General features: G+C 73.4%; 12 protein-coding genes. 2 read left to right on the top strand and 10 right to left on the bottom strand.

All coding sequences use genetic code 11. The features are described from left to right. Positions 1-22 precede the first annotated feature (22 nt). The 7 genes from ACQPZO_RS07730 to truB form a co-directional block, all read right to left on the bottom strand. The gene (locus ACQPZO_RS07730) at positions 23-508 is read right to left on the bottom strand and encodes a GNAT family N-acetyltransferase (RefSeq protein WP_433348318.1); all 486 of its coding nucleotides are present in this window, start codon (positions 506-508) and stop codon (positions 23-25) included. Between the two features lie 127 nt (positions 509-635). After that, positions 636-1,409 (bottom strand): 4-hydroxy-tetrahydrodipicolinate reductase, encoded by a 774-nt coding sequence (dapB, locus tag ACQPZO_RS07725; protein ID WP_433348316.1) that lies wholly within the window; start codon positions 1,407-1,409, stop codon positions 636-638. Positions 1,410-1,496: 87 nt separating this feature from the next. Further along, positions 1,497-2,867: a M16 family metallopeptidase gene (locus ACQPZO_RS07720; RefSeq protein WP_433348314.1), complete on the bottom strand. Its 1,371-nt coding sequence runs from the start codon at positions 2,865-2,867 to the stop codon at positions 1,497-1,499. A 137-nt stretch (positions 2,868-3,004) separates the two neighbouring features. Beyond that, on the bottom strand, positions 3,005-5,410 hold the full coding sequence (locus ACQPZO_RS07715) for a polyribonucleotide nucleotidyltransferase (protein WP_433348312.1): 2,406 nt from the start codon (positions 5,408-5,410) through the stop codon (positions 3,005-3,007). Between the two features lie 232 nt (positions 5,411-5,642). Next, positions 5,643-5,912, bottom strand: coding sequence for a 30S ribosomal protein S15 (gene rpsO / locus ACQPZO_RS07710; protein ID WP_007075299.1), 270 nt, complete (start codon positions 5,910-5,912; stop codon positions 5,643-5,645). 228 nt (positions 5,913-6,140) lie between these two features. Further along, positions 6,141-7,070 carry a bifunctional riboflavin kinase/FAD synthetase gene (locus tag ACQPZO_RS07705; protein ID WP_433348310.1) on the bottom strand — a complete coding sequence of 310 codons (930 nt, stop codon included), beginning with the start codon at positions 7,068-7,070 and terminating at the stop codon, positions 6,141-6,143. 59 nt (positions 7,071-7,129) lie between these two features. Further along, complete coding sequence (gene truB, locus ACQPZO_RS07700) at positions 7,130-8,014, bottom strand: tRNA pseudouridine(55) synthase TruB (RefSeq protein WP_433348308.1); 885 nt, start codon at positions 8,012-8,014, stop codon at positions 7,130-7,132. A gap of 89 nt (positions 8,015-8,103) precedes the next feature. Between truB and ACQPZO_RS07695 the strand changes: the two genes are divergently transcribed. Together ACQPZO_RS07695 and ACQPZO_RS07690 are read left to right on the top strand one after the other, a co-directional pair. Further along, the gene (locus tag ACQPZO_RS07695) at positions 8,104-8,403 is read left to right on the top strand and encodes a hypothetical protein (protein ID WP_433348307.1); all 300 of its coding nucleotides are present in this window, start codon (positions 8,104-8,106) and stop codon (positions 8,401-8,403) included. Positions 8,404-8,499: 96 nt separating this feature from the next. Continuing rightward, entirely contained in the window at positions 8,500-9,663 is a 1,164-nt protein-coding gene (locus ACQPZO_RS07690) for a hypothetical protein (protein ID WP_433348305.1), read from the top strand. Positions 9,664-9,694: 31 nt separating this feature from the next. Here the strand turns inward: ACQPZO_RS07690 and ACQPZO_RS07685 are convergent, their stop codons facing one another. The 3 genes from ACQPZO_RS07685 to ACQPZO_RS07675 all read right to left on the bottom strand — a co-directional run bounded on the left by ACQPZO_RS07685 (position 9,695) and on the right by ACQPZO_RS07675 (position 12,187). Then, the gene (locus ACQPZO_RS07685; RefSeq protein ID WP_433348303.1) at positions 9,695-11,017 is read right to left on the bottom strand and encodes an MATE family efflux transporter; all 1,323 of its coding nucleotides are present in this window, start codon (positions 11,015-11,017) and stop codon (positions 9,695-9,697) included. A 553-nt stretch (positions 11,018-11,570) separates the two neighbouring features. Next, positions 11,571-11,780 (bottom strand): DUF6186 family protein, encoded by a 210-nt coding sequence (locus ACQPZO_RS07680; RefSeq protein WP_396674774.1) that lies wholly within the window; start codon positions 11,778-11,780, stop codon positions 11,571-11,573. Then, on the bottom strand, positions 11,780-12,187 hold the full coding sequence (locus ACQPZO_RS07675) for a hypothetical protein (RefSeq protein WP_396674736.1): 408 nt from the start codon (positions 12,185-12,187) through the stop codon (positions 11,780-11,782). Before ACQPZO_RS07675 ends, ACQPZO_RS07680 begins: the two co-directional genes overlap by 1 nt. Positions 12,188-12,216: the final 29 nt, after the last annotated feature.

Below are 12,216 nucleotides of genomic sequence, written 5' to 3'. Positions count from 1 at the left end.
GTCGGGGCGGCGGGCGACGGTGTCACTGCCGTCGGGGCGGGTCGGTGAGTTCGGCGACCAGTTCGTCGTCCTCCACCGCGCCCGTCGGGGTGAAGCCCAGGCGGGGGTAGAGGGCGACGGCGGCCAGGTTCTCCGGGTGGTACGACAGGCGGACGGCCGGGCAGCCCGGCTGGGCGAGCAGCCAGGTGGCCAGGGTGGTCACGGTGGCAGCGCCCACCCCCCGGCCCTGCTCGGCGGCGTCGACGACCATGCCGCCGATCCACCGCGAACCGTCGTCGTCGACGCCCCACATGACGTGCCCGACGACGGCCTCGTCGGCGTACACCGCCAGGGAGGTCCAGACGTCGCCTCGGGCGCTGATCAGCAGGTAGCGGGCCGCCATCGGGTACACCCAGGCCCGCTGGTCGTCGCGGGGCACCACGTCGGCGACGGTGCGCCAGTTGTCGTCGTCGACCGGGCGCAGGGTGACGTGCCGCCTGGCGCGGTCGCGGAGGTTCGAGTCGATCATCCGGCGAGCCTAGGGCCGGTCCACCCGTCCGGCGATCGTTTTCCGCGTCCTTCCGGGCCGCCGGCCGGCTGTGGGCGCCGGCCGCCGACGGGGCTGCCTGCGGGCCGGCCGCGCGGCGCGGGCCGGGTCAGTCGAGCAGCGGGTCCAGGCCGATGGTGAGGCCGGGGCGGTTGCGCACCGCGCGGACGGCCAGCAGCACGCCGGGCATGAACGACACCCGGTCGTACGAGTCGTGCCGGATGGTCAGCGTCTCACCCAGGGTGCCGAACAGCACCTCCTGGTGGGCGACCAGGCCGGTGGCGCGCACGGCGTGCACGCGTACCCCGTCGATGTCGGCCCCCCGGGCACCCGCCACCTCGTCCTTCGTGGCGTCCGGAACCGGGCCGAGGCCGGCCTCGGCGCGGGCCCGCGCGATCTGCCGGGCGGTGTGCGTGGCGGTGCCGCTGGGTGCGTCGAGCTTGCGCGGGTGGTGCTGCTCGATGATCTCGACGGACTCGAAGTGCCGGGCCGCCCGCGCCGCGAACTGCATCATCAGCACCGCGCCGATGCCGAAGTTGGGGGCGATCACCACGCCGACGCCGGGCTTGTCGGCCAGCCAGCCGCGCACCCGCTCGAGCCGCTGCTCGGTGAAGCCGGTGGTGCCGACGACCGCGTTGATGCCCTGGTCGATGCACCAGCGCAGATTGTCCATGACGACGTCGGGGGTGGTGAAGTCGACAACCACCTCGGCACCGGCGTCGGATGCGGCGCGCAGGTCCTCGCCCTGGTCGATCCTCGCCACCAGTTCCAGGTCGGACGCCCCGTCGACCGCCTTGCACACCTCGATGCCCATCCGGCCCCGGGCACCCAGCACGCCGACCCGGATCAGCTCCTCGGGGCTCTTCCCCAGCTCGTCAGTCACGGGGCACAACCTATCCCAGCCGGGCCGCCCACACCGGGCCGACCGCCGACCGTCCCACGTGCCGCCGCCGACGGGGCGGCACGGCGGTCAGGAGGTGAAGTCCCGATCGCCGAACGGGCCGACGACCGCGAGGGACATCGGCCGGGCGAGCACCTCGGCGGCGAGGGTGTTCACGTCGTCCACGGTCACCGCGTCGACCCGGGCCAGCAGCTCGTCGACCGGCATCAGATCGCCGTAGAGCAGCTCCCCCTTGGCGAGCCGGCTCATCCGGGAGCCGGTGTCCTCCAGGCCGAGCACGAACGAGCCCTTGCTCATCCCCTTGCCCCGGGCCACCTCGGCCTCGGTCAGCCCGTCGGCGGCCACCCGGGCCAACTCGGCGCGGGTCAGCTTCAGCACCTCGTCCACCTTCCCGGGCGCGCAGCCGGCGTAGACGGCGAACAGGCCGCTGTCGGCGTACTGGCTGGCGTAGGAGTAGACCGAGTAGGCCAGGCCGCGCCGCTCCCGGATCTCCTGGAACAGCCGGCTGGACATGCCGCCGCCGAGCACGTTGTTGAGCACCCCGAGGGCGAAGCGCCGCTCGTCGACGCGGTCGATGCCGGGGCAGCCGATGATGACGTGCGCCTGCTCGGTCTCCTTCTGCTCGACCAGGGTGGTGGCCGGCTCCACGCGTACCGCCGGGGTGGCCGGACGGTGCGGGGCCGGCGTGGCCGGGTCGGTGTCCAGCGGGGTCCCGGCCAGCGCCTGGCAGACCAGCTTGACCACGGCGGCGTGGTCGAGGTTGCCGGCGGCGGCGACGACGATCTGCGCCGGGGTGTAGTGGCGGCGGTAGAAGCCGTGGATCTGCCGGCGGGTCATCGGGGTGACCGTCTCCTCGGTGCCGGAGATCAGCCGGCCGAGGGGGTGGTCGCCGTAGACGGCGCGGGCGAACAGGTCGTGCACCTCGTCGCCGGGCTCGTCGTCGTGCATGGCGATCTCTTCGAGGATGACGCCGCGCTCGATCTCCACGTCGGCCGGCTCCAGCAGCGAGTCGGCGACCGCGTCGCACATCACGTCGATGGCCAGCGGCAGGTCCTCGTCCAGCACGCGGGCGTAGTAGCAGGTGTATTCCTTCGTGGTGAAGGCGTTCGTCTCGCCGCCCACCGCCTCGATCCCGGAGGAGATGTCCAGAGCGGTGCGCTTGTGGGTGCCCTTGAAGAGCAGGTGCTCCAGGAAGTGCGCGGCACCGGCCTGCGGGCCGGTCTCGTCCCGGGAGCCGACGGAGACCCAGATGCCGAACGAGACGCTGCGCATCGCCGGGATCGCCTCGGTGAGCACGCGAAGCCCGCTGGGCAGCACGGTACGGCGTACCGTGCCGCCCAGCGGATCGTCACTCAGCGTGCGGGTGACCGCCCGGGTCGACCCGCCGGCCCGCCCGGGCTGTGCCCCGGTGGCGTGCCGGACGGCCCCGGACGGCGCCACCCCCCGTCGACCCGCAGGAAAAGACGCGCGCTGGGCCCGACTCACGGAAACCTGCTCTCAGTTCGACGAGGGGTGGGTGGTGCGGTGTGACAAAACCGGCCGGGTGGCGACGTCGTCGCCACCCGGCCGGACCATGATCAGCTGTGCCGGGTCCGGCGGCGCGGACGCTCGCCGCCCTCGCCACCCTCGCCGCCGCCTTCGCCGCCCTCGCTGCCGCCCGGGGCGCGCTCGCCGCCGCCCGGGCCACGACCGCCCCGGTCGCCGCCGCGCTCGCGGTCACCGCGGTCACGCGGGCCCCGGTCGCCGCCGCGGCTGGCCGGACGCTCGCCGCCGGCGACCTCGCCGGTGGCGGCCGGCGCCTCGGCGCCCTCCGGGCGGACCTTGTCGAGGTAGATCTTGCCGCGGGCGTCGATGTCCGCGATCTCCACCTCGACCCTGTCGCCGACGTTGAGGAAGTCCTCGACCCGCTCGACCCGCTTGCCGTCGCCCACCTTGGAGATGTGCAGCAGGCCGTCGCGGCCCGGCAGCAGCGAAACGAACGCGCCGAACGCGGCGGTCTTGACCACCGTGCCGAGGAACCGCTCCCCCGCCTTCGGCAGGGTCGGGTTGGCGATGCCGTTGATCCGGTCCACCGCCGCCTGGGCCGACGGGCCGTTGGTCGCGCCGACGTAGATGGTGCCGTCGTCCTCGATGGAGATCTCGGCGCCGGTCTCGTCCTGGATCGCGTTGATGGTCTGGCCCTTCGGGCCGATCACCATGCCGATCTTGTCGACCGGGATCTTCACGGTGGTGACCCGCGGAGCGTACTCCGACATCTCGGCCGGCCCCTCGATGGCCCGCTGCATCACGCCGAGGATGGTCTGCCGGGCCTCGTTCGCCTGCTGGAGCGCGGCGGCCAGCACGTCCGACGGGATGCCGTTGAGCTTGGTGTCGAGCTGGAGCGCGGTGACGAACTCCGGCGTACCGGCGACCTTGAAGTCCATGTCGCCGAACGCGTCCTCGGCACCGAGGATGTCGGTCAGCGTCACGTACCGGGTCTTGCCGTCCACCTCGTCCGAGATGAGACCCATGGCGATGCCGGCGACCGGCGCCTTCAGCGGCACACCGGCCGACAGCAGGCCCAGCGTCGAGGCGCAGACCGAGCCCATCGAGGTGGAGCCGTTGGAGCTGAGCGCCTCGGAGACCTGCCGGATGGCGTAGGGGAACTCCTCGCGCGACGGCAGCACCGGGATCAGGGCCCGCTCGGCGAGCGCGCCGTGGCCGATCTCGCGCCGCTTCGGCGAGCCGACCCGGCCGGTCTCACCGGTCGAGTACGGCGGGAAGTTGTAGTTGTGCATGTAGCGCTTGCGGTTCTCCGGCGAGAGGGTGTCCACCATCTGCTCCATGCGCAGCATGTTCAGGGTGGTCACGCCCAGGATCTGGGTCTCGCCCCGCTCGAACAGCGCCGAGCCGTGGACCCGGGGCAGCACGCCGACCTCGGCGGTCAGCGAGCGGATGTCGCGCGGGCCGCGGCCGTCGATGCGGACCTGCTCGCGGAGCACCCGGTTGCGCACCTCGGACTTGGTCAGCGACCGGAAGGCGGCGGACAGCTCCTTCTCCCGGCCCTCGAAGCGACCGCCCAACTCCTCGGCGACCTTGGCCTTGACCCGGTCCAGGGCCTCCTCGCGGTCGGCCTTGCCGGCGATCTTCAGGGCCTCGGCGACCTCGGCGCGGCCCAGGTCGGCCACCGCGTCGTACACGTCGGCCTGGTAGTCCAGGAAGACCGGGAACTCGGTGACCGGCTTGGCGGCCACCTCGGCCAGCTCGCTCTGGGCGCGGCACAGCTCGCGGATGGCCGGCTTGGCGGCCTCCAGGCCGCTGGCGACGATCTCCTCGGTCGGGGCGGTGGCGCCGCCCGCGATCAGGGCCACGGCGTTCGGGGTGGCCTCGGCCTCGACCATCATGATCGCGACGTCACCGTCGTCGAGGGTGCGGCCGGCCACGACCATGTCGAAGGTGGCCCGGGCCAGCTCCTCCAGGGTCGGGAAGGCGACCCACTGGCCGTCGATGTGCGCGACCCGGGTCGCCCCGATCGGGCCGGAGAACGGCAGGCCGGAGAGCTTGGTCGACATCGACGCGGCGTTGATCGCCACCACGTCGTACGGGTGCTGCGGGTCGAGCGCGAGGATGGTCTCGACGACCTGGACCTCGTTGCGCAGGCCCTTGACGAACGACGGGCGCAGCGGCCGGTCGATCAGCCGGCAGGTGAGGATCGCGTCCTCGCTGGGGCGGCCCTCGCGACGGAAGAACGAGCCGGGGATCCGGCCCGCGGCGTACATCCGCTCCTCGACGTCGACGGTCAGCGGGAAGAAGTCGAACTGCTCCTTCGGGTGCTTACCGGCGGTGGTGGCGGACAGGACGACCGTCTCGCCGAGCTGGGCGACGACGGAGCCGGCGGCCTGGCGGGCCAGCCGACCGGTGGAGAAGGTGATCTCACGGGTGCCGAAGGACCCGTTGTCGATCACGGCGGTGCGGGATTCGGTGCCGAGGTTCTGCCCGGTCATGGTTCGGTGGTGCTCCTTCGCATCGGGGGGCCCACGACGCGGGGAGCTGCTCAGACGTCCGGTCTTCGATCGAAGCGCCCGGGGTGCCGGCGAGCTGCCGGGGCTCCCGGGGGCCACTACCGGAGACCGGTACGCTGACCGGCTCCCTGTCGGGTGGTCGCGCGGCCCCTGTTTTCGTCAGGTGGTGGACGCCGATCGGGGGAGCGACCCGCTGGGTCGCTCCCCCGTCACGTCAACGGCGCAGGCCGAGCCGCTCGATGAGCGAGCGGTAACGGCTGATGTCCTTCTTCTGGACGTAGTTGAGCAACCGACGGCGACGGCCGACCAGCAGCAGCAGCCCACGACGGCTGTGGTGGTCGTGCTTGTGCACCTTCAGGTGCTCGGTGAGCTCGGCGATCCGCTTCGTGAGGACCGCGACCTGCACCTCCGGCGAACCGGTGTCACCCTCGGCGGTCGCGTACTCCGCGCGGATCTTGGCCTTGGCTTCCTGGTCGAGCGCCATGTTCTCCCTGTTTCGATGGGTTGATCACTGGTGTCCGTCGTGTCGGTCGGTGGACCGGAGACGGACCGGCACCTCGCACCCGCGGCGTCGTGCAGGCACGCGAGGCCCCACGTCGGTCAGTCGACGTCCCGGCCAGACTACCAGCCCCCGGCGGAACCGCCCGTCAAGGGCGTCCGACGTGGCGGCTCGACGTGGCGGGCCGGCTCAGCCAAGGGCGCGGCGGCCGGCTCAGCCGAGGGCGCGGCGGGTGCGCTCGACGTCCTCGGCGATCTGGGCGATCAGCGGCTCGACCGCGTCGTAGCGCACCTGACCGCGCAGGTGGGTGACGAAGTCCAGGGCCAGCCGCTCGCCGTACAGGTCCCCGGAGAAGTCCAGCGCGTACGCCTCGACCCGCCGCTCCAGGCCGGAGAACGTCGGGTTGGTGCCGACCGAGACGGCTGCGGCCAGCCACTTCCGGTGCCCCCGGCGGACCAGCCGGGCGGCGTAGACGCCGTCGGCGGGCACCGCCACGTACCGGTGGCAGAGCAGGTTGGCGGTGGGGAAGCCCAGCTCCCGGCCGCGCTGGTCGCCCCGGACCACCACCCCCTCGACCCGGTGCGGACGGCCCAGCGCGGCGGCCGCCGCGGCGACGTCACCGGCGTCGACGCAGGCCCGGATGTAGGTCGAGGAGAACACGGTGCTGTCCTCGGCGACCAGCGGCGCTCCCTCGACCGAGAAACCGAAGGTCCGGCCGAGGCGCTCCAGCAGCGCCACGTCGCCGGCCGCCTTGTGCCCGAACCGGAAGTTCTCCCCCACCACCACCAGGGCGGCGTGCAGGTGCTGGACCAGGATGTCGTGCACGAACGCCTCGGCCGGCACCCGGGAGAACTCCGGGGTGAACGGCACCACGCAGAGCGCGTCGACGCCGAGCGCCTCGATCAGCTCGGCCTTGCGGGCGGGCTCGGTGAGCACCGCCGGGTGGGAACCAGGGCGCACCACCTCGGCCGGATGCGGGTCGAAGGTCACCACCACCGACTGCACGCCCAGCTCCCGCGCCCGGGCCACGGCGTGCCCGATGGTCGCCTGGTGCCCCTTGTGCACGCCGTCGAAGACGCCGATGGTGACGACCGAACGGCCCCAGCCACCGGGCACCGCGTCGTACCCCCGCCACCGCTGCATCACGATCCTCCCCTGCCTTCCGCGACCGGCCGCGCCGGCGGGCCGTACCCCGCCCACCGTCAGGCCGGGGCGAGCACGATCTCCGCGCGGGCCCGGCCGTCCCGCTCGCTGACGATAGCGATCAGGCCGCCGTCGGGGCCGAAGACGGCGTACGGCCCGGCGAGGCCGACCGGGTCGAGCGGGCCGCCGTGGGAGAGCACCTTCGCCTCGTCGGCGGTGGCCACCCGGCGCGGGAAGAACCGGTCGGCCGCGGCGTCGAGCGGCAGGTTCACCACCTCGGGCGCGCGCTGCTCCAGCTCGGCGAGGGTCGCCGCCTCGGCCAGGGCGAAGCCGCCGACCGCGGTACGGCGCAGCGCGGTGAGGTGGCCGCCGACCGAGAGCGCCAGGCCCGCGTCCCGGGCCAGCGCCCGGATGTACGTCCCGGACGAGCAGGTCACGTCGACGTCCACGTCCACCACGTCGGGGGTGTCCCGGCGGATGGCCAGCACGTCGAGGCGGCTCACGGTGACCCGGCGGGCGGGTAGCTCGACGCTCTCCCCCTCGCGTACCCGCTTGTACGCCCGCTGGCCGTCGATCTTGATGGCGCTGACCGCGCTCGGCACCTGGTCGATCTCGCCGGTCAGCGCCGCGAACGTCGACCGGATCGCCTCGTCGGTGACCGTCCCGGCCGGGGTGGTGGCCAGCACGTCGCCCTCGGCGTCGTCGGTGACGGTGGCCTGCCCGAGCCGGACGGTGGCCGCATAGCTCTTGCCGGCGCCGATGACGTACGTCAGCAGCCGGGTGGCCCGGCCGACCCCGATCACCAGCACGCCGGTGGCCATCGGGTCGAGCGTGCCGCCGTGCCCGACCCGGCGGGTCCGGGCCAACCGGCGGATCCGCGCCACCACGTCGTGCGACGTCATGCCGCCGGGCTTGTCGACCACGATCAGACCGTCTGCGCTCACGACCGCCAAGCCTGCCAGACGGGGTCGTGCCGCCCGCCACCGCACGGCACAATGCGGCGACGCCCCTCCTCGACCTCCCCCGGAGCCCCATGAGCACCCCGCCCCCGCACGAGCGCCACGCCCGAGTCGATCTGCCCGAGTGGATGCGCAACCCCGAGCCGCCCCGGCGGACCCTCGGCCGACGCCTGTCCGACCTGGTGGACGCCACACCGGGCCTGCGGGAGGCTCGGCGGACACTGTGGCGCTGGCAGGAACGGAGCCGGTTCAGCGAGCGGCACCCGGTCGTCTCGGCGATCGTGTCGTTCGTGGTCGTCGCGACGGTGGCAACGATTCTCGTCGCGGGCACCGCCTACGTGTTCGCGAGAATGCAGCTCGGCGACCGCCTGTAAGTCCGGCGCAGGACGCCGCGAAACCGGGCTGCGCGGTCGCGGCGCCGGGTGCGAGGATCATGCGCCTTTGCCACGCCGTTGATCAGGACCCGCGCGATGACCGAGCAGCAGCCACCCGTTCCTGCATCCACTTCCGACCCGGCCAGCAAACGAATCCCGGCCAGCGAACCGGCCCCGGCCAGCGAACGAATCCCGGCCGGCGAACCGACCGCAGCCAGCGAAACGGCTCCAACCAGCGAGCGGATCCAGGCCGGCGAACCGACCGCGGCCAGCGAAGCGGCCCCAGCGGCCGGACCGGGTCGGTACGCCGTCGCCCACGGCGAGGAGGAGGTCCGGCTGCCGGACTGGATGCGCCAGGTGGGCACGGAACAACAGCTGGACCGGGCGGAGCGGCGGCGGCTGGCCTGGGGGCGGCATCGCGGGAAGCTGCTCGTCGGCGCGGTCGCGCTGGGCGCGGTGGCCCTGCTCGGCGCGACGGTGACCGTCGTCCGCACCGTCGTCGACGGCGTCCGCAGCGCCACGCCGTCGACGCCGTCGCCGGGCGCGGACAGCTTCGCCGCCGGTGAGCCCCGGGACTACTTCGCCGGCACCCCCGCCGCCGGGTTCGCCGTCGGAGAGCGGGGAATCCAACTGCCCCCGGCCCGGCCCACGGGCCCGTTCAGCGCGGCGCAGGTGCGCACGGCGCTCGACACGACCCGGCGGGCGCTGATCGAGAGCCGCCTGGGCGCCACCATGCTGCACGGCAGCTACAAGCCCTTCCTCGCCGTGCTGGCGGAGGACGCCCGCGAGGAACTCTCGCCATACTTCACCGACGCACGCTTCTGGTACTTCGCCACCCGGATGGACAAGAGCTTCCGCTCGAAGAAGGAGATCAGGGTCTCCGGAAAGATCAGCTACGAGGCCACCGAGAACACCAACGGGATCCCCGTGCTGGCGGTGACCACCCGGTTCTCCTGGGTGTACGCCTTCGAGCGGCTGGCCGGGCAGGCCCCGCCCGAGGCCGACCTGGTGGTCGTCCGGGACGCCGTGGTCTGGCACCTGCCCCACCCCGACCACGCCTCACCCTCGGAGCGTGGCCTCTGGCTGGACTCCGCCGAGGCCGTCATCTGGAACGCCGAGTGCGACCTGCTGAGGCAGGAGGGTTTCCTCGACGTGAAGCCCTGGGTGTCCAACGGCCGCCAGGTCGGGCCGGCCCGCGGGGTGCCCCTGACGGAGGTCTTCGACCCTGAACGGGCCGCCCGCGTCCCCGGATCCTGCTGACCCTGGCCCGCCGCGTGCCCGTCCGTTCCGCTCAGCGGACGGCGCCGACCACGACCCAGCCGCCGGAGCGCAGCCGCAGCAGCAGGGCCGCCAACCGGAGCAGCACGAACAGGAACAGGCCGGCCCAAATGCCGCCGAGGCCCAGGTCGAACGCGTACGCCAGCCAGATCGCCGGCAGGAAACCGCCGAACGCCGCGACGATCGTGAGGTTGCGCAGGTAGCGGACGTCACCCGCGCCGATCAGCACCCCGTCGAGGGCGAACACCACGCCGCCGATCGGCTGCAACGCCACCAGCCAGGGCCAGGCGACCATGGCCTGTTCGCGTACCTGCTCGTCGGAGCTGAACAGCCCCGGCACGACGCCGGCCCCGACGGCGATGAGGGCCGCGAACGCCACGCCGCAGCCGGCACCGAGCAGGGCGACCCGCCGGGCCAGGGCGCGGGCGCCGGCATCGTCGCCGGCGCCGAGCGCCGCGCCGATCAACGCCTGCGCGGCGATCGCGAGGGCGTCGAGCACCAGGACGGTGAGGAACCACAGTTGTACGGCGATCTGGTGGGCGCCGACCGCCGCCGCACCGAACCGGGCGGCGACGGCGGTGGCGGACAGGAAGCTGGCCTGGAAGGCGACGCCCCGGATCAGCAGGTCCCGGCTGAGCACGAGCTGCTGGCGGATCACCCCCGGTCGAGGGCGCAGCGCCACCCGCTCGCTCACCAGCGCGGCGGCGAACAGCCCGCCGGAGATGGTCTGGGCCACCACGTTGGCCACCGCCGAGCCGGTGAGCCCCCACCCGACGGGGTAGACCAGCAGCGGGCAGAGCAGCGCGGAGAGCAGGTTGGGCCCGAGCACGAACCACAGCGGCCGACGGGTGTCCTGCACGCCACGCAGCCAGCCGTTGCCTGCTGCGGCGAGCAGCAGCCCGGGGGCGCCGAGCGCCGCGACCCGCAGCCACCGCCCGGCCGCGTCGGCGACCTCACCGGGCCCGGCGAGCGCGTCGACCAGCGGGCCTGCGCCGAGCTGCATGACGAGCGCGACCAGCACCCCGGCCCCGAGGGCCAGCCAGGACGCCTGGACGCCCTCGGCCACGGCGGCGGCCCGGTCGCCGGAGCCGAACCGGCGGGCGGCCCGTCCGGTGATCCCGTACGCCAGCACGGTGCCCAGCCAGGCGATCAGGGTCATCACGGTGCCGGCGACGGCCAGCGCGGCGAGCGGCAGCCGGCCGAGGTGACCGACCACGGCCGTGTCGACCAGGACGTAGAGCGGCTCAGCGGCGAGCACCACGAGGGCCGGCAGGGCCAGGGTGGCGATGCGTCGCGGCGACGCGACGGCGGACGGGGCGGTGGCGGGCTGACTCATCGCCGCCGATCCTGGCACGGCGAGGGTAAGGAGCACAAGAAGTGCTATTCCTTACCCGTCGCTGGCGACGACACCACCCGCCGCCCAACCCTCACGGGTGCCGCTCAGCTCCCACAGCCGACGACCTGGGAATGGGGGTGAGGCATCAGGGCCGGGTGGGGTGGGTCACTGGCGGGTGTCCATCGACGTCTGCAGAGCGCGGCGGGCCTGCTCGCGCGCCTCGTCGGTGTTCTCGGTCTTGGGCTTGCTCGACATGATTCGGTCCTTCCAGGGTGCGGGCCACGGCGACGTGGTGGCCCTGCGGCCGGTCGTGCTGGCGCCCGACGGGCGGTCCGGGATCACCAGAACGGCCGGTCTGGGCGTGCGCCCGGGTCGGTCTGACCCTGGAGGGAGGCGATGCCGGGTGTGGCGTCACCACCGTTGGCCAGCACCGCGGGACACGGCACCGGTCGATTCCCAAGTTATCGTTCAGGTCCACATGCTGCCCACTCTTCCCGCCATCTGGACAGGGTGAGATCCCGCCGGTGGGTCGCGGACCGTGGTTGGCGTCCCCTCAGCGGGCCAGGAAGTGCCAGCCGAGCCACCACCAGAAACCGAACAGGCCGATCCGGCCGACCGGCACCGGGCCCACCTCGTAGCGCATCACGTAGGCGCAGACGTCGGCCAGCGACGGGATCCGGGAGCCCGGGCGGCGGGCGGCCCACTCGACCGCGGCGAAGAGCACCAGGGCGGTGACGAAGCCGCCGATGGCGAGGGCCCGCATCATCGCCGCACCAGCCCCCAGAACGCGGCGAGCCAGGCGAACCAGGCCGCCGAGCGGACCAGTTCGTCCTCCAGCAACGGGTCGGCCAGCCGGGAGAAGGTGGGAAACTCGTCACCGGCGTGCAGGACGAAGGTGACGCCCTCGAAGACGCCGAACACGGCCACCGGGAGCAGCCACCAGACCGTGCCCATGCCGAGCCGGCGGGGCGCCGGCCGCCGGGACACCCGGGCACCCAGGCCCAGCCAGATCAACGCGCCCCCGGTGCCGAGCGTGTAGAGGTTCGCCGAGGCGGAGAACGAGGGCAGTTGCCCGCCGACGAGGGAGAGGCAGATCAGCACCGGCACGGAGACCACGGGGCGGTCCCAGACCCGGGGCTCCGTGACGATGAGCTCGCGCGGGTGATCCATCCCGCAATTCTCCCCGTCCTGGCGGAGCG

Source organism: Micromonospora sp. CA-111912 (genome assembly GCF_050948415.1).
Lineage (GTDB): Bacteria > Actinomycetota > Actinomycetes > Mycobacteriales > Micromonosporaceae > Micromonospora.
Note: the sequence above shows the minus strand (reverse complement) of the source record. Positions and strands in the feature narration are given on the sequence as shown.

What these genes read in the sequence shown, in the direction of transcription:
- rpsO (WP_007075299.1), bottom strand. Translation starts at nt 5,912, where the DNA reads ATGGCGCTCGACCAGGAAGCCAAGGCCAAGATCCGCGCGGAGTACGCG.
- ACQPZO_RS07705 (WP_433348310.1), bottom strand. Translation starts at nt 7,070, where the DNA reads ATGCAGCGGTGGCGGGGGTACGACGCGGTGCCCGGTGGCTGGGGCCGT.
- ACQPZO_RS07730 (WP_433348318.1), bottom strand. Translation starts at nt 508, where the DNA reads ATGATCGACTCGAACCTCCGCGACCGCGCCAGGCGGCACGTCACCCTG.
- ACQPZO_RS07675 (WP_396674736.1), bottom strand. Translation starts at nt 12,187, where the DNA reads ATGGATCACCCGCGCGAGCTCATCGTCACGGAGCCCCGGGTCTGGGAC.
- ACQPZO_RS07680 (WP_396674774.1), bottom strand. Translation starts at nt 11,780, where the DNA reads ATGCGGGCCCTCGCCATCGGCGGCTTCGTCACCGCCCTGGTGCTCTTC.
- ACQPZO_RS07715 (WP_433348312.1), bottom strand. Translation starts at nt 5,410, where the DNA reads ATGACCGGGCAGAACCTCGGCACCGAATCCCGCACCGCCGTGATCGAC.
- ACQPZO_RS07695 (WP_433348307.1), top strand. Translation starts at nt 8,104, where the DNA reads ATGAGCACCCCGCCCCCGCACGAGCGCCACGCCCGAGTCGATCTGCCC.
- ACQPZO_RS07690 (WP_433348305.1), top strand. Translation starts at nt 8,500, where the DNA reads ATGACCGAGCAGCAGCCACCCGTTCCTGCATCCACTTCCGACCCGGCC.
- ACQPZO_RS07685 (WP_433348303.1), bottom strand. Translation starts at nt 11,017, where the DNA reads ATGAGTCAGCCCGCCACCGCCCCGTCCGCCGTCGCGTCGCCGCGACGC.